The organism is Methylobacterium nigriterrae, assembly GCF_037106235.1.
Classification (GTDB): Bacteria; Pseudomonadota; Alphaproteobacteria; order Rhizobiales; family Beijerinckiaceae; genus Methylobacterium; species Methylobacterium nigriterrae.
Genome location: NZ_JBAWTG010000010.1, coordinates 1 through 18,115, shown reverse-complemented (window position 1 = coordinate 18,115; position 18,115 = coordinate 1). Strand labels below are relative to the sequence as shown.

15 protein-coding genes and 1 tRNA gene are annotated in these 18,115 nt (G+C 72.2%); 10 read left to right on the top strand and 6 right to left on the bottom strand.

The window, feature by feature from the left end; all coding sequences use genetic code 11:
- Positions 1–93: 93 nt before the first annotated feature.
- Together WDW90_RS08125 and WDW90_RS08120 are read right to left on the bottom strand one after the other, a co-directional pair.
- Complete coding sequence (locus WDW90_RS08125) at positions 94–1,689, bottom strand: peptide ABC transporter substrate-binding protein (protein ID WP_336486875.1); 1,596 nt, start codon at positions 1,687–1,689, stop codon at positions 94–96.
- Between the two features lie 4 nt (positions 1,690–1,693).
- Positions 1,694–2,128: a GlcG/HbpS family heme-binding protein gene (locus tag WDW90_RS08120; RefSeq protein WP_336486874.1), complete on the bottom strand. Its 435-nt coding sequence runs from the start codon at positions 2,126–2,128 to the stop codon at positions 1,694–1,696.
- Positions 2,129–2,268: 140 nt separating this feature from the next.
- On the opposite strand from WDW90_RS08120, the gene WDW90_RS08115 reads away from it, so the two are divergent.
- Positions 2,269–3,363 carry a hypothetical protein gene (locus WDW90_RS08115; RefSeq protein ID WP_336486873.1) on the top strand — a complete coding sequence of 365 codons (1,095 nt, stop codon included), beginning with the start codon at positions 2,269–2,271 and terminating at the stop codon, positions 3,361–3,363.
- Between the two features lie 19 nt (positions 3,364–3,382).
- Here the strand turns inward: WDW90_RS08115 and WDW90_RS08110 are convergent, their stop codons facing one another.
- The 3 genes from WDW90_RS08110 to WDW90_RS08100 all read right to left on the bottom strand — a co-directional run bounded on the left by WDW90_RS08110 (position 3,383) and on the right by WDW90_RS08100 (position 7,625).
- The gene (locus WDW90_RS08110) at positions 3,383–4,408 is read right to left on the bottom strand and encodes an alpha/beta fold hydrolase (RefSeq protein ID WP_336486872.1); all 1,026 of its coding nucleotides are present in this window, start codon (positions 4,406–4,408) and stop codon (positions 3,383–3,385) included.
- A 113-nt stretch (positions 4,409–4,521) separates the two neighbouring features.
- The gene (locus tag WDW90_RS08105) at positions 4,522–6,393 is read right to left on the bottom strand and encodes an ABC-F family ATP-binding cassette domain-containing protein (RefSeq protein WP_336486871.1); all 1,872 of its coding nucleotides are present in this window, start codon (positions 6,391–6,393) and stop codon (positions 4,522–4,524) included.
- Positions 6,394–6,692: 299 nt separating this feature from the next.
- Positions 6,693–7,625, bottom strand: coding sequence for a UDP-3-O-acyl-N-acetylglucosamine deacetylase (locus tag WDW90_RS08100; RefSeq protein ID WP_336486869.1), 933 nt, complete (start codon positions 7,623–7,625; stop codon positions 6,693–6,695).
- 380 nt (positions 7,626–8,005) lie between these two features.
- Here WDW90_RS08100 and WDW90_RS08095 point away from each other — a divergent pair, with 380 nt between their 5' ends.
- Genes WDW90_RS08095 through WDW90_RS08080 form a run of 4 tightly spaced genes read left to right on the top strand, consistent with a single transcriptional unit; the run spans position 8,006 to position 11,492 of the window.
- Positions 8,006–8,692, top strand: coding sequence for a Crp/Fnr family transcriptional regulator (locus tag WDW90_RS08095; RefSeq protein WP_336486867.1), 687 nt, complete (start codon positions 8,006–8,008; stop codon positions 8,690–8,692).
- Positions 8,685–9,794 (top strand): ABC transporter ATP-binding protein, encoded by a 1,110-nt coding sequence (locus tag WDW90_RS08090; RefSeq protein ID WP_336486866.1) that lies wholly within the window; start codon positions 8,685–8,687, stop codon positions 9,792–9,794. Before WDW90_RS08095 ends, WDW90_RS08090 begins: the two co-directional genes overlap by 8 nt.
- Positions 9,791–10,702, top strand: coding sequence for an ABC transporter permease (locus tag WDW90_RS08085; RefSeq protein WP_336486865.1), 912 nt, complete (start codon positions 9,791–9,793; stop codon positions 10,700–10,702). The genes WDW90_RS08090 and WDW90_RS08085 overlap by 4 nt, the downstream gene beginning before the upstream one ends.
- Positions 10,703–10,718: 16 nt before the next feature.
- A complete protein-coding gene (locus WDW90_RS08080) occupies positions 10,719–11,492 on the top strand; it encodes an ABC transporter permease subunit (protein ID WP_336486863.1) in 774 nt (257 codons plus the stop codon).
- A gap of 10 nt (positions 11,493–11,502) precedes the next feature.
- Here WDW90_RS08080 and WDW90_RS08075 read toward each other — a convergent pair whose 3' ends face one another.
- Positions 11,503–13,503 (bottom strand): AsmA family protein, encoded by a 2,001-nt coding sequence (locus WDW90_RS08075; protein ID WP_336486861.1) that lies wholly within the window; start codon positions 13,501–13,503, stop codon positions 11,503–11,505.
- A 246-nt stretch (positions 13,504–13,749) separates the two neighbouring features.
- Between WDW90_RS08075 and WDW90_RS08070 the strand changes: the two genes are divergently transcribed.
- The 5 genes from WDW90_RS08070 (at position 13,750) to WDW90_RS08050 (ending at position 17,609) form a co-directional block, all read left to right on the top strand.
- Positions 13,750–14,487, top strand: coding sequence for a CoA transferase subunit A (locus tag WDW90_RS08070; RefSeq protein ID WP_336486859.1), 738 nt, complete (start codon positions 13,750–13,752; stop codon positions 14,485–14,487).
- Positions 14,488–14,582: 95 nt separating this feature from the next.
- Entirely contained in the window at positions 14,583–15,242 is a 660-nt protein-coding gene (locus WDW90_RS08065; RefSeq protein ID WP_336486857.1) for a 3-oxoacid CoA-transferase subunit B, read from the top strand.
- Positions 15,243–15,476: 234 nt separating this feature from the next.
- A complete protein-coding gene (locus WDW90_RS08060) occupies positions 15,477–15,878 on the top strand; it encodes a hypothetical protein (protein ID WP_336486855.1) in 402 nt (133 codons plus the stop codon).
- A gap of 247 nt (positions 15,879–16,125) precedes the next feature.
- Positions 16,126–17,460 carry a nucleotide sugar dehydrogenase gene (locus tag WDW90_RS08055; RefSeq protein WP_336486853.1) on the top strand — a complete coding sequence of 445 codons (1,335 nt, stop codon included), beginning with the start codon at positions 16,126–16,128 and terminating at the stop codon, positions 17,458–17,460.
- A gap of 73 nt (positions 17,461–17,533) precedes the next feature.
- Positions 17,534–17,609 (top strand) — tRNA-Ile (locus tag WDW90_RS08050).
- The last annotated feature ends 506 nt before the right edge of the window (positions 17,610–18,115 follow it).

Below are 18,115 nucleotides of genomic sequence, written 5' to 3'. Positions count from 1 at the left end.
GGAGGTGGCCGGCGCGTGAACCCGACGCGGCACGGTCGTGACGAGCGCCGCCGTGCGCACGCCCTGAGCCGGCACACGTGAGGGAATCGATGCTCACGCCTCGAGCCTCAGGAAGCGCGTCGGGGCGGCGTTGCGCAGGTTCGGGTGGTAGCCCTTCAGGCGCGGCGCGATCAGCGCCTTCGAGCGGTAGTGCATCAGCGGGATCCAGGGCAGGTCCCGCATCAGGATGGCCTCGGCCGAAGCCAGGGTCGCGGCCCGGTGCGCGAGGTCGCGATCGGCGCCGGCCTCCGCGAGAAGCGAGTCGAAGGCCGGGTTGGCGTAGTGGCCCGCATTCATGCCGTCGTTGCCGGAGGCCAGCAGGAACAGGAAGTTTTGCGGGTCGGAATAATCGGCGATCCAGGACATACGGGCCAGGTCGAAGGCGCCGCCGTCGCGCAGGTAGGCGAAGTGGGTCTTGGCGTCGGTGTAGACGAAGCGGGTCTCGATGCCGAGGCTGCGCCACATGTCGGCCAGCGCGACCGCGGTGTTGCGGTTGTTGTCCGTGGTGTTGAAGCGGTACTCGAGGCTGAGCGTGCGCCCTCCCGGCCCGAAGCCGGCCTCGGCGAGGAGGCGCTGCGCCTCCGCCTCGTTGTCGATCGGCAGCGCCTCGCGCCCCGCCGTCTCGGGCGGCGCGCCGTAATGGTCGAGGCCCGGCGGGCAGAGCGAGTAGGCGGGCGCCATGGTCTCGCCCCAGACGCCCTGCGCCAGGAACTCGCGGTCGATCGCCAGCGAGAGGGCGCGCCGCACCCGCGCGTCGTCGAAGGGGGGTTTGCGGATGTTGACCGCGAGCGCGTAGAGGCCGAGCGCCGGGCCGAGCACGACCTGATCACCGAAGCGCCGCTTCAGGGCGTCCATCTGGTCGCCGGGAAGGTCCGCCAGCGAATCGACCTCGCCGGCCGCGTAGCGCCGGACGGCGCTCGCGAGATCGGGCGTCGGGATGAAGGCGACGCGAGGGATCGCGATCCGGCCGGCATCGTGGAAATGCGGGTTGCGCTCGAGCGTGATGCGGTCGTTCGGCACCATGCCGGCGAGCCGATAGGCGCCGTTCGAGACGAGGCGCCCCGGGCGGGTGAAGGCGTCGCCGTGCGCCGCCAGCGAGGGTGGGTGGACGGGAATCGAGGTCTGGTGGGTGAGGAGTTCGAGGAGGTAGGGCGTCGGCGCCTCGAGGCCGATCACCACCGTGCGGGGATCGGGCGCGGCGACGCCGAGATCCTCGGGCGGGCGCTCGCCCCGGTTGACCGCGGCGGCGTTGCGGATGGGGTAGAGCACCTCGGCGTATTTCGCGGCCGTGGCGGGCGCCAGGATCCGGCGCAGCGAGAACACGAAGTCGTCCGCCACGACCGCGTCGCCGTTCGACCAGCGCCCGTCCGCCCGCAGGCGGAACGTGTAGGTCAGCGCGTCCTCGGAGACGGTCCAGCTCTCGGCCGCCCCCGGGATGATCGCGCCGTGATTGTCGTAGGTGAGGAGCCCCTCGTAGAGGTCGCGCAGGATATGGGCCTCGGCCACCGTCGAGGATTTGTGCGGGTCGAGTGTCTCCGGGTCGGCGTCGTTGCCGCGCCGGTAGAGGCCGGGCGCCTCGGCCCGCGCCGTGCGACAGGCCGCGATCAGCGCGGCGGCGCCCGCGAGGCAGTCCCGGCGGCGCGGGCGCACGGGCTCAGGCGCCGGTATCGGCGTCGAGGCCCGCCGCCTCGATCCCCGCCACCGCGCAGATCTCGTCGTTGTCGGAGGTATCGCCCGAGATCCCGACCGCGCCGATCACCGCCCCGGACTGGCGGATCAGCACGCCGCCCGGCACCGGCACCAGGGCGGCCGGCCCGACCAGGTGGCTGACGGCGGCGACGAAATGGGGCTGCTCCTCGGCCCGCTTGGCGATGGCCCGCGAGCCGAGGCCGAGCGCGAGCGCCCCGTTCGCCTTGCCGAGCGCGATCTCGGCGCGGCGCAGCGAGGCGCCGTCCTCCACCTGGACGCATCTGAGACACCCGCGGGCGTCGTACACCACCACCGCCAGGGGCTTGAGGCCGCGGGCACGCGCGGTGTCGAGGGCGGTCGCCACGATGGTGCGGGCGGCTTCGAGCGTCAGGTCGGGCATCTCGGATCTCGGATTGCGGGTCGTCTCGACCCTGGCGAGTATTTTCGTCTAAAGAGCGCGTCTCGGTTGCATCGGGACGGCCGGGCCAGTTCGGGACCAAACAGCCGGGGACCATGCGTCGGGGGATCATCCATATCGGAATGCCGCGGACGGGGTCCACCTCGTTCCAGGCGGTGCTGACGAGCCTGCGCCCGCGCCTCGGCGCGACCGGGATCCTCTACCCCGCGCTCGCGCCGCCCGGGGGCCCGGAGGGCCAGGACGTCAACCACCAGCCCCTCGGCGAGGCGCTCGACGGCCGCCGCCCGGCCGCCGAGCGAACGGAGAGCCTCGCGCGCCTCGGGCGAATCCTGGCCGAGACCGAGGCCGACACGGTGATCCTGTCCTACGAGGATTTCGCCGTGCAGAAGCCGGGCTTCGCAATCCCGCAGGTTTTTCATGATTTGTTCCGATCCCGCGGCTTCGCGCTCGAGGTCGCGATGGTGGTCAAGCCGCCCTTCGAGCAGCTGAATTCTGCCTATGCCCACCGCGCCCAGCTCGTCCTCGAGACCCGCAGCTTCCGCGACTTCGCCCGCCGCCACTGGCGCTCCGGCCGCCTCGACTATGCCGGCCTGATCGAGCCCTGGCGCCGTGCCGCCGACGGCCGCGTCACCGCCATTCCCCTGCGGGATGCCCGTTCGGAGGCACCGCTCCTGCAGCGGATCGTGCGCGATCTCGGGCTCGAGGACCGTCTCGGCCCGCTGATGAGCGAGGAGACCCGGCGCCTCGTCACGAACCGCAGCTCCGGCCCTCTCGCCGTCGAGGCCGCGCGGCGGCTGCGCCGCCTGCGGGTGCACCGCCAGTTCCGGGGCCACTCGCGCCATATCGGGCACGTCCTCGACGATGCCGCCTGGCGCCGCGGCCTCGACCCGGAGCCGTTCCGGGGCGATGCGCCGGAGATGAGCGCCCGCATCGAGGCCCGTTGCGCCGCCTCGAACGATCGCTTCGCGCGCGCTCTCTGGGGCGCGCCGTGGGCCTCGGTGGTGCGGGACGCGCCCCGGCGTCCGCCGAACGAGCTCGCGACGCGGACGATCCCGCCCGAGACGGAGGCGCAGATCGCGGTTCTCGTCGCCGAGACGACCCGTCATTTCGGATTCCGCGAGCCCCCGGCCTGGCAGAGGATCCCGGCCGATCTCGCGGACGCCGCGGCGGAGCGCCTCGCGCACGCCGTCGGTTACACGCGCTGGCGGGTGCCCTAAGAGGCCCGGGACTATCGGGTCAGCCGATCTCGGCCAAGAACGTGTCGTAGCTGCGCGCGACCGCGCCGAGGCGCTCGAAATGCGGGAAGGCGCCCGTCGGCATGGTCTCGATCGTCCAGTTCGGGCGTTCCTGGAACGAGGCGGCATGACGGAAATCGACGAAGTCGCCGCGCACGCCGTGGATCATCCAGACGGGCAGCCACAGGGCGTCATAGAGCCGGGTCGCGTCGGTCGGGAACAGATGCCCGGCGAGGAACGAGAACGGTGCGTGCTCGGCTCCCGGCTGGTGGGCCGAGGCGTAGTCGTAGGCGAACAAACCCTCGTCGATGCGGCGCGAGCCCCAGGTCTTCTCGAGGAAGAAGCGCATGCTCGGCCGGCTCACGAGGGCATCGAACAGGGGCCGCCCCCAGAGCGGGACATCCACCGCCGCGCGGGCGAAATCGCTGCCGCGGTTGCCGCCGAGCGGCCCTCGCCCCGAGAGACGCGCGTCGAACCCGGTCGGGCTGATCAACCCGAGGCTGCGGTAATCCTGGGCCTGCTCCAGGGCCGCCCGCGCCAGATACTCGGCCGAGAGAGAGAGCGCGACGGCATCGAGACGCGTGCCCGCGTGCCGGCGCCGGATCTCGCCCGCCACGGCGTGGATCGCGTCGACCATCAGGCGCGGCGTGTAGATCCGCCGGCTGCGCGCCGAGAAGCCGAAGCCCGGCAGGTCGAGGGCGTAGACCGGCCGGGAGGCAGCGTAGTGGCGGTAGAGCGGGCGCACCTCGTAGGCGTTCGCCGCGGCATTGATCGAGTGGATGAGGAGAAGCGGCCTACCGTCCGCCGGGCCTGAGCCGTAGAGGCTGATGTCGCCGACCCGGGTCCGGAGCACGTCCCGCCGGCCGGGCAGGGCCGGCGGAAGCGGCATCCTGTGACCGATGACGAGGTGGCTGTAGGCGAGCCAGCCGGCGGCTGCACCGAGCGAGGTGAGCCCGAGGGCCCTGACTGCCCAGGCCGCCTTGGCTACCGCCTTGGCCGGAAGGGTGCGGTCGGGTCGGCTCGCCATCGTGCGCCTCGCATCGGGATCCCGGCGACAACGTCGCGGTGGGCGGAGCGTTGCCTCGCTGCCTTCATCCCGCCCGCGTGCCCGGACGAGGTCGGCAAGCCGCGCTCGCGGGCTCAGGCACTCGCCGCCTCGATCTCGCCGCTCAGCGTGAGCCACTCCTCCTCAGCGCTGCCGAGGGCGCTCGCCGCCTCCGCCCGCATCCGGGCAAGCTCGCCTGCCTTGGCGGCGTTCTGCTGGAAGGCCGAGCCGTCGGCGAGCGCGGCATCGATCTTGGCGATGGCCTCCGAGAGCTTGCCCATGCGCGCCTCGATGCCATCGAGCTTCCGGCGCAAGGGCGCGAGCGCGGCCCGGCGCTCGACGGCCGAACGCCTCGCCTCGGCCCTCTGGCCGCCGGTCCCGTCCTGGGACCGCGCCTCCTCGCGCTCCGGTCCGGCGAGGATCAGGCGGCGGTAATCGTCCATGTCGCCGTCGAAGGTCTTCACCGAGCCGTTCGCGACGAGCCAGAGCCGGTCCGCGCAAGCCTCCACGAGGAAGCGGTCGTGCGAGACCAGGATGACGGCTCCCTCGTAGTCGTTGATCGCCTCGACCAGCGCCTGGCGGCTCTCGATGTCGAGATGGTTCGTCGGCTCGTCGAGAATGAGGAGATGGGGACCGTTGAACGCCGCGAGCCCCATCAGGAGGCGCGCCTTCTCGCCGCCGGAGAGCTGCGCGACCGGCGTATCCGCCTTCGACGCCGGGAAGCCGAGGCGCGCGGCGGCGGCCCGGACCCTGGCCTCGGGCATGTCCGGCATCAGGTCGCGGACATGCGCGTAGGCGCTCTCGCGGGGCCGCAATTCGTCGAGCTGGTGCTGGGCGAAATAGGCGACCTCCATCTTCGACGAGCGCTTCAGGTCGCCCGCGAGCGGCGCCAGCCGTCCGCCGATCAGCTTGCAGAAGGTCGACTTGCCATTGCCGTTGGCGCCGAGGAGCGCCACCCGATCGTCGGGGGCGAGACTGAGGTTGAGTCCCGCGAGAACGACGCGCTCAGCATAGCCCGCCTGGACGCGCTCCATCGCGACGATCGGGGGCGAGAGGGGTCGCTCGGGGCTCGGCAGATGGATCACCGGCACGTCGTCCTCGATCAGCGCGGCGATCGGCTCCATCCTGGCGAGGCGCTTCACGCGGGACTGGGCCTGACGGGCCTTCGTGGCCTTGGCCTTGAACCGGTCGATGAAGCTCTGCAGATGGGCGCGCTCGGCCTCCTGCTTCACCCGGGCCTTGGCCTGGAGCACGCGCTTCTCGGAGAGCTGCCGCGCGAACGCGGTATAGCCGCCCCGCCAGAGGGTGAGCTGCCCGCGCTCGAGGTGGAGGATATGATCCACGCACTCGTCGAGCAGGTCGCGGTCGTGGCTGATGATGATCGCCGTGCGGGGATAGCGCTCGAGATAGTCGTAGAGCCAGAGCGTGCCCTCGATGTCGAGATAGTTCGTCGGCTCGTCGAGGAGGAGCAGATCCGGCTCCGAGAACAGGACGGCGGCGAGGGCCACACGCATGCGCCAGCCGCCCGAGAAGTCGGAGCAGGGCCGCGCCTGCGCCGCCGCGTCGAAGCCGAGGCCGTGCAGGATCGCCGCCGCGCGGGCCGGAGCGGAATGAGCCCCGATATCGACGAGGCGCGTCTCGATCTCGGCCCGCCTGAGACCGCCCGAGTGCTCGGCCTCTGCCATGAGGCGGGCGCGCTCGGTGTCGGCTGCGAGCACGACCTCGTGCAGCGTCTCGGGGCCGGCGGGCGCCTCTTGCGCCACCGCGCCGATGCGCATGCCCTTCGGCAGGCCGATGGTGCCGCCCTCGGTCGGGATGTCGCCGAGGATCGCCCTGAAGAGGGTCGTCTTGCCGGCCCCGTTCCGGCCGACGAGGCCGACCCGGGCGCGGTCGGGAATCGTGAAGGAGGCGCCATCGAGGATGAGGCGCTCGCCGATGCGGTAGGTGAGATCGCTGACGCGGAGCATGGGACGCGTTCTGGCGAGACGCGCGCAGGGAGGCAAGCGGCGAGACGATCGCGGCGCATCTCGGGTTGCGGCGGCCGCGGCGCCGAGGTCATAACGGGCACGGTCGCGCCTCCGCTTGCGAGGCGGCCACGCCGGGGGGCTCCTTCGCGGCGCGCCCGTGACACGGGTGCGCGGACGGTCCCGGATGATCGCTTCGCTTCAGATCCTGTCCGATTCCCGGCGTCTCGGCCGCTGGCTCGCTGCCCTGCGCGAGGCCTTCGAGCGTTGGCTGAGCGAGCGCATCGGGTCCTGAGAGCCCTTCAGATGAGGTCCCAGGCTGACGGGTCCCGCATGAGCTGCGCGACGAGGGCGTGGTTCAGCTCGTGGCCCGTATGCGCTGCGCTGACATGACCGAGAATGCCATGACCGGCGAGCGAGAGATCGCCGATCAGGTCGAGGATCCGGTGCCGCACGGGTTCGTCCGGCACGCGCATACCGCCGATGACGCGCGATCCGACGATCGCTGCGGTGGTCGAGAGGTTGGCTCCCCGCAGCAGCGGCCGGCCGCTCAGCGCGGCATAGATCTTCGCGGGAAGTGCCCATTTCAGGCGTCCGAAGCTGCGCGACGGGGCGATGTCGCGCACGAAGCTCTCCGGCGTGATCACGCCCTCCCATTGCAACTCGCCCCAATGCGCGAGCGAGAGCCGTGCCGCGATGGACAGGGTTTCGGCCGGCTCGATGCGGAGCGAGCGCCGGCCGTCCCGGACCTCTATGGGCCTGCGCACGCGAATCATGCGGCGCGACGCCGTGGAGCGGATGCGCCCCGCCTCCTCGATCTTGTCGCACCAGGGCATGGCGCTGCCGTCGAAGATCGGCAGTTCCTCCGCGTCGATCTCGACCAGCGCGTTGTCGATCTCGAGGGCGTTCAGGGCGGCCAGCAGGTGCTCGACGGTGCGTACGAGCGTGCCGTCAGGACCCTGCAGAGCGGTGCAGAGCGGCTGCGGCACCCGCGCCTGCCAGAGGGCAGGGATTGTCACGGCCGCGCCTGGTCGCAGGAGGCGCCGGAACACGATCCCGAGATCGGCCGCGGCCGGGGACACGCGCACATTCGCGTGGCGGCCGGTGTGAAGGCCGCGGCCCGAGCAGTTGAACGCGGCAGCGAGCGTCGATTGCGCGGCCTCGCCGCGACGGGTCAGGGGCTGATCGGTGCCGCGCTCGAAGGCACATCGGATGGGGTCTGGACGGGCCGACATGGAATCTCGGTTCACGGCAACCGGAAGCCGTCGCGGCGATTGCCCGCGGTAGGTTTCGACAGGCTCGACATCGTGACGCTCCGACCGACGGCCGGCGCTGAACCGACGACGTCGCCTATCGGGAGCACGGCTCGCGGGGAAGTAAAAGGTTTGTCAGTTCGCCATTACAATCCACAGCAACCGTCGCCGCGCGTCATCCACGCCGATCGCCGGGCTTCGACTTGACCGGTGCAAACCCTGTCGCCACGATCCCGCGCAGCTTGACGATGCCGACATTCAGGTCCAATCGCCGCCGGAATCTCGCCGCACCCGGTATTCGCAGTTCGCGGACCGGGTTGGCCTGCGTGGCGTTGTTGCGTCGAACACCTGGGGGCTAGGGAATGGGTCGGCTGGCGAGCATTCCGTTCTTCAAGGAGCCGGGCATCGAACTCGCGCCGTTCGAGACGCGCTGCCACTGGCGGCGATTCGACGAGAACGAGGTGCTGGTCGATTATGACGATGTCTCGACCGACGTGTACTTCCTGGCCGCCGGCGAGGTGCGGATCCTCAACCGCTCGCAATCGGGCAAGGAGGTCATCCTCGGCGAGATGCGGGCGGGGGCCTTCTTCGGCGAGCTCGCCGCCCTCGACGGGATCGGCCGCTCGGCCAACGTGACCGCACTGACACGGGGGGAGGTCTGCGTCGTGCCGGCCGCGGTCTTCCGCCAGATGGTCTTCGCCTCGGAGGCGATCGCCGACCGCCTGTTCCGGCTGCTGACGAAGCGCGTGCGCGAGTTGAATACCCGCCTGATGGAGCACGCCCTCCTCGACCTGCGCCACCGCCTTTACGCCGAGTTGCTGCGCCTTTCGGTGCCGCGCGCCGGGGGCGGGGACGAACGCGTGGTGACGCCACCGCCCTATCATCACGTGCTCGCCGCCCGCATCGGATGCCGCCGCGAGCAGGTGACCCGCGAGTTCACCGTGATGGCGAGCGAGGGCCTCGTCGACCGCACGCGCGGCGCGCTCGTGATCCGCCGGCCCGATCTTCTCGAGGCCCGCGTGGCCGAAGCCCTGCGCGAGGATGGCTGAACTCCCGCGCGCCGGCGCATCCGCGAGCGGCACGCTCCTGCGGCTTGCCCAGCTCACCAAGCGCTTCGGAGCTCATACGGCCGTCGAGGGCGTCTCGCTCGACCTGACGGCCGGCGAGTTCATGTGCCTGCTCGGACCGTCGGGTTGCGGCAAGAGCACGCTCCTGCGCCTCGTTGCCGGGTTCGAGGCGCCGAGTTCGGGCAGCATCAGCCTCGATGGCCGGGACCTGGCCGGTCTGCCGCCGCATCGGCGTCCCGTGAACATGATGTTCCAGTCCTACGCGCTCTTCCCGCACATGAGCGTGGCGGGAAACGTCGCCTACGGCCTCAAGGGGCTCGGCCTGTCGAGGTCCGCGGTCGGCGAGCGAGTCGGGCGCCTGCTCAGACTCGTGCGCCTCGATGCCTTCGCGGAGCGGCGGCCCGACCGCCTCTCAGGCGGCCAGCGCCAGCGGGTGGCGCTCGCTCGCGCGCTCGCCCGGGAACCGCGGGTGCTTCTCCTCGACGAGCCCCTCGGTGCGCTGGACCGCTCGCTGCGGGAGGAGACGCAAGGTGAGCTGCGGGCGCTCCAGCGCAGGCTCGCAACCACCTTCGTGGTGGTGACCCATGATCCCGCGGAAGCGATGACGCTCGCCGACCGGATCGGCGTGATGGATCGCGGCCGCCTCGTGCAGGTAGGCCCCGCCGCCGATCTCTACGAGCGGCCGGTCAGCCGCTTCGTCGCCGGGCTGCTCGGCGACGTCAACCTGATCGAGGGACGCGTCGGGCCCGACACGGGCGGGGCGTCACGAACGGTCGAGACGGCGCTCGGGCCGATCCGTGCCCTGCCGCCTTCCGTCGCGCTCTCGCCCGATGCGGGCGTGGTCGTGGCGATCCGGCCGGAGCGCATCGCCCTGGCGCAGGGTCCGGAGGCGGGCCGGGAGGAGGAACTTGCGGGCACGATCACCGAGACGACCTTCCTCGGCGAGCGCATCCGCCGGCAGGTGCGGATGCGTGACGGGTCCCTGCTGCGGGTGAGCACGCCGGCCGGCGGGACGAGCTGGGAAGCGGGCACCCCGGTCCGGCTCGGCTTCCCGCCCGAGGCGGCCGTGATCCTGCCGGCATGATGGCGCGCTCCGTCAGGCTGCTGCGGGCGCTCGTCCGCCTGCCGCCGCTCCTCTGGCTCGGCGCCTTCTTCCTCGTGCCCTTCGCCATCACGCTGAAGATCAGCCTGTCGGAGCCAGCCACCGCGATGCCGCCCTACCTGCCGGTCCTCGACTGGCAGGGTGGGATCGAGGGCTGGTCGAGCTTCCTCGAAGCGCTGCAATTCACGAACTTCGAGACGCTCGCGGGCGACGCGCTCTACCGGGACGCGGCGCTCGCCTCGGTCGGGCTGGCGCTCGTCGCCACCCTGATCCTCGTCGCGATCGGCACGCCGGTCGCCTACGCGCTGGCGCGCGCCCCCGCCCGCTGGCAGCCGCTCCTCGTCGCCCTCGTGGTGGTGCCGTTCTGGACGAGCTTCCTGATCCGGGTCTACGCCTGGATCGCGATCCTGAAGCCCGAGGGACTGCTGAATGCCGGGCTGATGCGGCTCGGGCTCATCGGCGAGCCGCTGCAGATCCTCAACACGCAGGCCGCGGTGCTGATCGGGCTGACCTACGCCTACCTGCCCTTCATGGTGCTGCCGCTCTACGCGGTGATGAGCCGTCTCGACCCGAGCCTGCCCGAGGCCGCGGCCGACCTCGGGGCCTCGCCGACGCGGGTGTTCTGGAGCGTGACGCTGCCGCTCGCCGCGCCCGGGCTGGTGGCGGGGGCGCTGCTCTGCTTCATCCCGATGGTGGGCGAGTTCATCATCCCGGACCTGCTCGGCGGCTCGGAGACCCTGATGCTGGGGCGGGTGCTGTGGAGCGAGTTCTTCTCAAACCGCGACTGGCCGCTCGCTTCCGCGGTGGCGATCCTGCTCCTCGTGATCGTGGTCGGGCCCGTCATCCTGTTCCGCGAGGCCGAGGCCCGGCGGGGGGAGGCGGCCCGGTGATCATTCGGAACAAACCATGAGCGTCCTGACACGGACGGCGCTCGGCCTCGGGCTCGCGTTCCTGTACGCGCCGATCCTCGTCCTCGTGGCCTACTCGTTCAACGCCTCCTCCCTCGTCACGGTCTGGGGCGGGTTCTCGACGCGCTGGTACGGGGTGCTGCTCGCCGACCGGCCGCTCCTCGAGGCGGCCTGGGTCAGCGTGCGGGTCGCGCTCCTGGCGGGCCTGACCGCCACGGCCCTCGGCACGCTGGCGGCGCTGGCGCTCGAGCGGCACGGGCGCTTCGCCGGGCGGGGCCTGTTCACCGGCCTCGTCTACGCCCCGATGGTGATGCCGGAGGTGATCACCGGCCTGTCGCTGCTGCTGCTGTTCGTCGGGATCGGCCTCGACCGGGGCCTCGGCACGATCGTGATCGCGCACGCGACCTTCGGCACCGGCTTCGTCGCCGTGGTGGTGGGGGCGCGGCTCAGAGGTCTCGACCGCTCGCTCGAGGAGGCGGCGGCCGATCTCGGCGCGGGACCGGCCCGGGTCTTCCTGACCATCACGCTGCCGCTGCTCGCGCCCGCGCTCGCGGCGGGCTTCCTGCTGGCCTTCACCCTGTCGCTCGACGACCTCGTCATCGCGAGCTTCGTCTCGGGGCCCGGCGCCACGACGCTGCCGATGCGGCTCTACAGCCAGGTGCGGCTCGGGGTGAACCCGGAGATCAACGCCGCCTCGACGCTCCTGATCGCGGCGGTGAGCGGCGTGGTGCTGGCGGCGACCTGGCTCGGCGGGCGGCGCGCGCGGGCCTGACGCCCCGCGCTCAGGGCGCGTAGGCCCGCGCGGCGGCCGGCAGGCCGACGGCGCCGGGCGGCCGCGACGGGTTGCGCGCCACCGGTCCGTTCTGCCCGCCGAGGTTCGGCGGCGGCGCGTCGTGCTCGGCCCGGCGCACCGAGACCGCGTTCCAGGGGCCGGCGATCTCGAACAGGGTGCCGGGGCGGGCCGCCGGCGGATCGCCCTGGCCGCCGGCCAGGCGCGGCGCGAGCTCGGCGCGGGCGCGGAAGCTGCGCTCGGTGAGCGAGAGCCGGCCCCTGAGCGTCGCGGTGAGCGCCGAGGCCGTCAGGAAGCCCTCGCCGATCTCGCCGACCCCGTCGCTGAAATGCAGCGACAGCCCGGCCCGATCGAAGCTCGTGCGGCCGTTGCGCCGGGCGAGCGCGCCCGGCGCCAGCGCGCCGTTGCGGTGGATCACGTCGGCAAGGTCGAGCCCCGAGATGGTGCCGCCCTCGCTCCCGAGAGCCGCCCGCCCGCTCACGTGCTCGGTGAGGGAGGCGACGTCGCGGCCGCTCCCTTCCAGGGCGAACTGGCCCTGCGTGCCGCCGAGCACCCAGCGGGACTGGCCGAGATCGATCAGGAGCGCCCCGAGGTCGAGCCGGTCGAAGGCGCCCTGCGCCTTCACCTCGGTCTCGGCCCCGTCCTCGCCGACCGGCGCGAGCGCCACGCGGCCCTTCAGGGTGGCGCCCTGGAGGCTCGCCCGCCCGAGCGACGCCTCGATCGTGCCGCCCCGCACGAGCACGCTCGCAGCGAGATCCTCGAGCAGCACGGGGCCGATCCGGCTCGAGGCCGCCGAGAGCCGCAGGTCGAGGTCGCCCCCGGTCAGGGGCTTGAGGGCGATCGAACGGTCGGCGGGCGGGGCCGCCGCTTCGCCCTCGGGCGAGGCGGGGCCGAACAGCCGCACGAGCCCGCCGAGCAGCGGGCCGAGGTTGAGGCTGTCGGCCGCGAGCGTCGCCTGCACGGCCGTGCGCGCCTCCGAGAACCGCGCCGAGCCCGCGCCCTCGAGCACGTTGCTGCCGACCTCGACGCGCAGGCTCGGCAGCATCAGGCCGTCCTGGTCCGTCTCGAAGGTTCCGTCGGCCGAGAAGCGCTCGACGAAGGGCGAGAGCGCGACGTCGCCGTCCCAGTAGGCGAGCGTCTCGGGCAGGGAGCGCGTCTCGACGCTGCCGCGCCCGCTGAGCCTGAGCCCGTCCGCCGCGATCGCGGTCCCTTCCGCCGAGAGGCTGCCGGCCGGCCAGCGGGCGGTGGCGGCGAACGGCGTCGCGACGCCGGCCAGAAGGTCGGCCGGGCGCAGGCCCGCCAGCGCGAAGCGGGCGGGCTGCCCCTTCCAGGTCAGGCTCGCCGCGCAGTCGAGGCTCGCGCTCCAGAGCGGCCAGGACAGGACGAGGTCGAGGTCGCGGGCGCCGTGCTCGCGGGCGCCGGCCACGCTGGCGCGGGTGAGGCTGACCCGGCGCGGATGGCTCGCCGCCCCCTGCTCGAGGCGCGCGGCGATGCGGCGCATCGGCTCGGCCCAGCGGGCGTCGTCGGGGCCGAGCGGCAGGGTCAGCGCCGCCCCGTCGAGGGCGAGCCCGCCGATCTCGGCCTGGCCCGACAGCAGCGCCAGCAGGCTCAGCTCGATCGTGAGGCGGCCGCCCTCGGCGAGCGCCGGCCCGGCCTCGCCGGTCCGGCCGGCGGCGATGCGCGTGCGCGTGAAGCGGAGATGGGGCAGGGGCAGGAGCGAGAGGCGGGTCGGCCCGTCCGCGGTGAGCGAGAGGCCGTAGGGTTCGAGGCCGCGGCTGACGAAGCGGGCCGCCCCCGGCGTCGCCACGGGCCAGGGCAGGCAGGCGGCGGAGAGGCCCGCGACCGTCAGGGCCCCGAGGCCGAGGACAGGGATGACGCGGCGCGGCGGCATTGCGCTCCTGGCGGGTGGCCCGTCCGGCGCGACGGGGCCGTTCTCGGGCGTACAAATGCCCCCGACGGGGCCGTTCTCGGGCGGACCGGGACAGTCGGGCATCGCTCCCGGAGTTTCAGGCCGCCCCCAGCCGTAACCATCCGGTCCACTCGGGTCATTCCCTTAAACCCTTCGAGAGAGTTTGTCTCCACGGCGCGCTTCCTGCTAGCGCAGGGCCTGTGATTCGTGGGCACGGCGGCCGCGAGACGGCCGCCGGATCCCGGGACGGAACGCCGCGCGCCGTACCATCTGTGGAGAAGGCGGCCGGGCGCGTCCCCGCGGGGTGCCGGTTCGAGAAGGACGGTTTGGATGAAGAAGGTGTATTCGGACGCGACGGCCGCGCTCGCGGGCTTGCTGCGCGACGACATGACGGTCATGTGCGGGGGCTTCGGCCTCTGCGGCATCCCCGACGAGCTGATCGAGGCGGTGCGCGCCTCGGGCGTCAAGGGCCTGACCGTGATCTCGAACAATGCCGGGATCGACGGGGTCGGCCTCGGCAAGCTGCTCGACACCCGTCAGGTCAGGAAGATGATCTCGTCCTACGTCGGCGAGAACAAGGAGTTCGCCCGGCAGTTCCTGGCGGGCGAGCTCGAGATCGAGTTCAACCCGCAGGGGACGCTCGCCGAGCGCATCCGCGCCGGCGGCGCGGGCATCCCGGCCTTCTTCACCAAGACGGGCGTCGGCACCAAGGTCGCCGAGGGCAAGGAGGTGCGCGACTTCGACGGCGAGGCCTACGTGATGGAGCGCGGGCTGTTCGCCGACGTGGCGCTCGTCCACGCCTACCGGGGCGACACCGAGGGCAACCTCGCCTACCGGATGACGGCCCGCAACTTCAACCCGATGATGGCCACGGCCGCGACCGTGACGGTGGCGCAGGTCGAGCATCTCGTCGAGCCCGGCGCGATCGAGCCCGAGAACATCCACACGCCCGGTATCTTCGTGAAGCGCATCATCCACGTGCCGATCCGCGAGAAGCGCATCGAGCAGCGCACCACCCGCAAGCGCGCCGAGGCGGCCGAGGCCGCGGCCGGCGGCGGGGCGATCTGAGAGATCCGTCCCGGCTTCTCTCCTCCCCCGTACGGGGAGGGGACCACCTCATCCGGCAGCGCGAGGGCGCGCCACCCTGTCAGGAGACGATCATCATGGCCTGGACCCGCGACCAGATGGCGGCGCGCGCCGCGCGCGAGCTCGAGGACGGCTTCTACGTGAACCTCGGCATCGGCATCCCGACGCTCGTGTCGAACTTCATCCCCGAGGGCATGTCGGTGCAGCTGCAATCCGAGAACGGGATGCTCGGCATGGGCCCCTTCCCCTACGAGGGCGAGGAGGATCCCGACCTCATCAACGCCGGCAAGCAGACCATCACGGCCCTGCCGACCACGAGCTACTTCTCCTCGGCCGATTCCTTCGGGATGATCCGGGGCGGGCACATCAACCTGTCGATCCTCGGCGCCATGCAGGTGGCCGAGAACGGCGACCTCGCCAACTGGATGATCCCCGGCAAAATGGTGAAGGGCATGGGCGGCGCCATGGACCTCGTGGCCGGGGTCAAGCGCGTCGTCGTGGTGATGGAGCACGTCGCCCGGAACAAGGACGGCTCGGAGAGCCCGAAGCTCCTGAAAGCCTGCGACCTGCCGCTGACCGGCACCCATGTGGTCGACCTCGTGATCACCGATCTCGGCGTGTTCGCGATCGACAAGAAGGGCGAGGGCGGCATGCGTCTGATCGAGCTCGCCGACGGGGTCACGGAGGAGGAGATCCGCGCCAAGACGGAGGCCGCCTACACGGTGTCGCTCTCCTGAAGGCCCGCACCCGGCACCGCGCCTCCGGCGCGGCCGGTCCCCGGCCGCGCCAGGTCGGGGCCCCGCAAGCTCCCGGTCGGGCGGCCCGTTTCGGGACGGTTCCGCGGCCGCGCCCGCCCGCATGGCTAAGCGGGCATTAAGCCGTTTCGTCGAATCCTCGCGACCGCCGGACCGGCGGGCCCTTCGCGCCACCGCCCCGGCTGTGTGCGGCGGGTGCGCGGGGGTGGGTTGCGTATGGGTGGCGTCTTCACGGCAACGGACAATGTCGTGCCCTTCCGGCGGACGGCCGTCCCCGGCGCGGCGGCCCGGCAGGCGGGTTTCCGCGAGGGCCAGGCCAAGCGCCGCAGCGACCAGCGCGCCCTGATGGACGCGCTCTACGCGACCGGCAGCCTCGCGGTGGCGGCGGGCGACCGGGACACCAAGCTCACCGCCTCGCGCCTGCAGGTCTACGGCTTCCTCGCCATCGAGGAGGTGGGGCAGGACGGCAGCTTGCGCCGCCTGCGCCCCTCCGAGGCGATCCGCGCCCGCCCCGAGCGCCCCTGGCGCCTCACCAAGGCCAGCTACGGCGCCTCCCTCGCGGTGACGATCCCGGCGGTGGACGACTTCCTGTTCGACAAAGCCGGCGTCCCGGCCTGACGGGGCGGCCCACCTCTCCCGTGCGGGAGAGGTCGAGTCGGCGAAAGCCGACCGGGTGAGGGGTTTGCCGTCTCCGGAGAGGTCGCACCCCTCACCCTGTCCCTCTCCCGCACGGGAGAGGGGACCCGCGCCCGCGTGAGACGCGCCACGGGCCCTGTTGCCGGGACCGCGACCGGGATCCTCGCAGGAAGCGAGTCTCCACGGGCCGCTACCGCCCGGCCGATCGCGGCGCTATGACGGTGCGCGCATGAGCACGCCCCGCGAAACCCTCGACCGCGCCATCGGAGCGCGCGATGCCACGATCGGGGTGATCGGGCTCGGCTATGTCGGGCTGCCGCTGGCGCTGTCGGCGGTGCGGGCGGGGTTCCGGGTCATCGGCTTCGACGTGAACCCGGAGCGCGTCGCGCGCATCAACGCGGGCGAGCCCGTGATCGCGCATCTCGACACCGATTCGGTGCGCGCGGCGCTCGCCACCGGCCGGTTCCGGGCAAGCCGCGACATGGACGGGCTCGGCGAGCCCGACGCCCTCCTGATCTGCGTGCCGACGCCCCTGACCCGCCAGCGCGAGCCCGACCTCTCCTTCGTGCGCCGGACGGCCGCCGACATCGCCCGGTGCCTGCGGCCTGGCCAGCTCGTCGTGCTCGAATCGACCACCTGGCCCGGCACCACCCGGGAAGTGCTGGCGCCGATCCTCGCGGCGGCGGGGCGAACCCTCGGGCAGGACCTCTTCCTCGCCTTCTCGCCCGAGCGCGAGGATCCCGGCAACGCCGCCCACACGCTCGCCGGCACCCCGAAGGTGGTGGGCGCCGACGATCCGGCCTCGCGCGACCTCGCCGCGCTCCTCTACGGGGCGATCGTCGCGCGCACGGTGCCGGTCTCCTCGGCGGCCGCGGCCGAGGCCGTGAAGCTCACCGAGAACATCTTCCGGGCCGTCAACATCGCGCTCGTGAACGAGCTGAAGGTCGTCTACGACGCGATGGGGATCGACGTCTGGGAGGTGATCGAGGCCGCCGCCACGAAGCCCTTCGGCTACATGCCGTTCCAGCCGGGGCCGGGGCTCGGCGGCCACTGCATCCCGATCGACCCGTTCTACCTGACCTGGAAGGCGCGCGAGTACGACGTCGCCACCCGCTTCATCGAGCTTGCCGGCGAGGTGAACCGGCAGATGCCGCATTACGTGATCGCGCGCCTGGCCGAGGCCCTCGACCGCCGCGGCGGACGCGGCCTCTCGGGCGCCGGCATCCTGATGATCGGCATGGCCTACAAGCGCAACGTCGACGACATGCGCGAGAGCCCGGCCCTGAAGCTGACTGAGCTCCTGGAGGCGCGGGGCGCGCGCGTCTCCTTCCACGACCCGCTCGTGCCCGAGATCCCGCCGACCCGCGAGTTCCCGGGGCTCGCCGGCCGCCGCTCGGTGCCGCTCTCGGCCGAGACCCTGGCGGCCTGCGCGGCGGTCCTGATCGTGACCGACCACGACGGGATCGCCTGGGCGGACATCGTCGCCCACGCCCCCCTCGTCGTCGACACCCGCAACGCCTGCGCGCGGGCGGGCCTCGCGGGGCCGACGATCGTGAAGGCGTGAGCCGCGCCGGCGCCGGAATCCGGGGTGACGGGCGCGGGCCGAACCGCTAGGAAGCGCGGGCACGCCGGAGCACGGGCCTGTAGCTCAATGGTTAGAGCCGACCGCTCATAACGGTCTGGTTGCAGGTTCGAGTCCTGCCGGGCCCACCACTCACTCCTGACGAACGGCACTGTTTCCGGGCGCGTCAGAGATCGTCGTCGTCTCGGGTACTTAGCCGAAAACAGGCATTCTGGCTCCCGCTCTCCGCCCCTTCAGCGCCGTCCGTTTGGAGCGCCATTGCGGGCCCTTTCTCGTGCCCACCGCGTGCATCTTCCGTGCTTGCTGACCCTTAGTGCCAGGAGACTCGTTCGCGAATTCTCCGAGACGCCGTTCGCGGGATGAGGCGAATCAGCTCGTTGTCCACAGCCCGCACTCTCGACTGGACTTCGGCTGCGAACGGAGCGGACATGCTGGCGTCCCGAGCAGCCCGATACGGCGGCTCAGATCCCCTGCTGACCCACGCCGGTCCGCAGGGTTGCGGTGGTGGCAGCCCAAGCTGTCCCAACCATCGCAGGACTGAACCGCGCCGGGTTTCTCAGAGGCTCCAACTCTTGAGAGACTGGAGCCATGACGAAGCGAACCCCACCGTATTCCCCCGAAGTCCGCGAGCGCGCGG

Coding starts and splice junctions, on each gene's coding strand:
- WDW90_RS08120 (WP_336486874.1), bottom strand. CDS start 2,128: ATGCCCGACCTGACGCTCGAAGCCGCCCGCACCATCGTGGCGACCGCC.
- WDW90_RS08115 (WP_336486873.1), top strand. CDS start 2,269: ATGCCGCGGACGGGGTCCACCTCGTTCCAGGCGGTGCTGACGAGCCTG.
- WDW90_RS08110 (WP_336486872.1), bottom strand. CDS start 4,408: ATGGCGAGCCGACCCGACCGCACCCTTCCGGCCAAGGCGGTAGCCAAG.
- WDW90_RS08105 (WP_336486871.1), bottom strand. CDS start 6,393: ATGCTCCGCGTCAGCGATCTCACCTACCGCATCGGCGAGCGCCTCATC.
- WDW90_RS08100 (WP_336486869.1), bottom strand. CDS start 7,625: ATGTCGGCCCGTCCAGACCCCATCCGATGTGCCTTCGAGCGCGGCACC.
- WDW90_RS08095 (WP_336486867.1), top strand. CDS start 8,006: ATGGGTCGGCTGGCGAGCATTCCGTTCTTCAAGGAGCCGGGCATCGAA.
- WDW90_RS08090 (WP_336486866.1), top strand. CDS start 8,685: ATGGCTGAACTCCCGCGCGCCGGCGCATCCGCGAGCGGCACGCTCCTG.
- WDW90_RS08085 (WP_336486865.1), top strand. CDS start 9,791: ATGATGGCGCGCTCCGTCAGGCTGCTGCGGGCGCTCGTCCGCCTGCCG.
- WDW90_RS08080 (WP_336486863.1), top strand. CDS start 10,719: ATGAGCGTCCTGACACGGACGGCGCTCGGCCTCGGGCTCGCGTTCCTG.
- WDW90_RS08075 (WP_336486861.1), bottom strand. CDS start 13,503: ATGCCCGACTGTCCCGGTCCGCCCGAGAACGGCCCCGTCGGGGGCATT.
- WDW90_RS08070 (WP_336486859.1), top strand. CDS start 13,750: ATGAAGAAGGTGTATTCGGACGCGACGGCCGCGCTCGCGGGCTTGCTG.
- WDW90_RS08065 (WP_336486857.1), top strand. CDS start 14,583: ATGGCCTGGACCCGCGACCAGATGGCGGCGCGCGCCGCGCGCGAGCTC.
- WDW90_RS08060 (WP_336486855.1), top strand. CDS start 15,477: ATGGGTGGCGTCTTCACGGCAACGGACAATGTCGTGCCCTTCCGGCGG.
- WDW90_RS08055 (WP_336486853.1), top strand. CDS start 16,126: ATGAGCACGCCCCGCGAAACCCTCGACCGCGCCATCGGAGCGCGCGAT.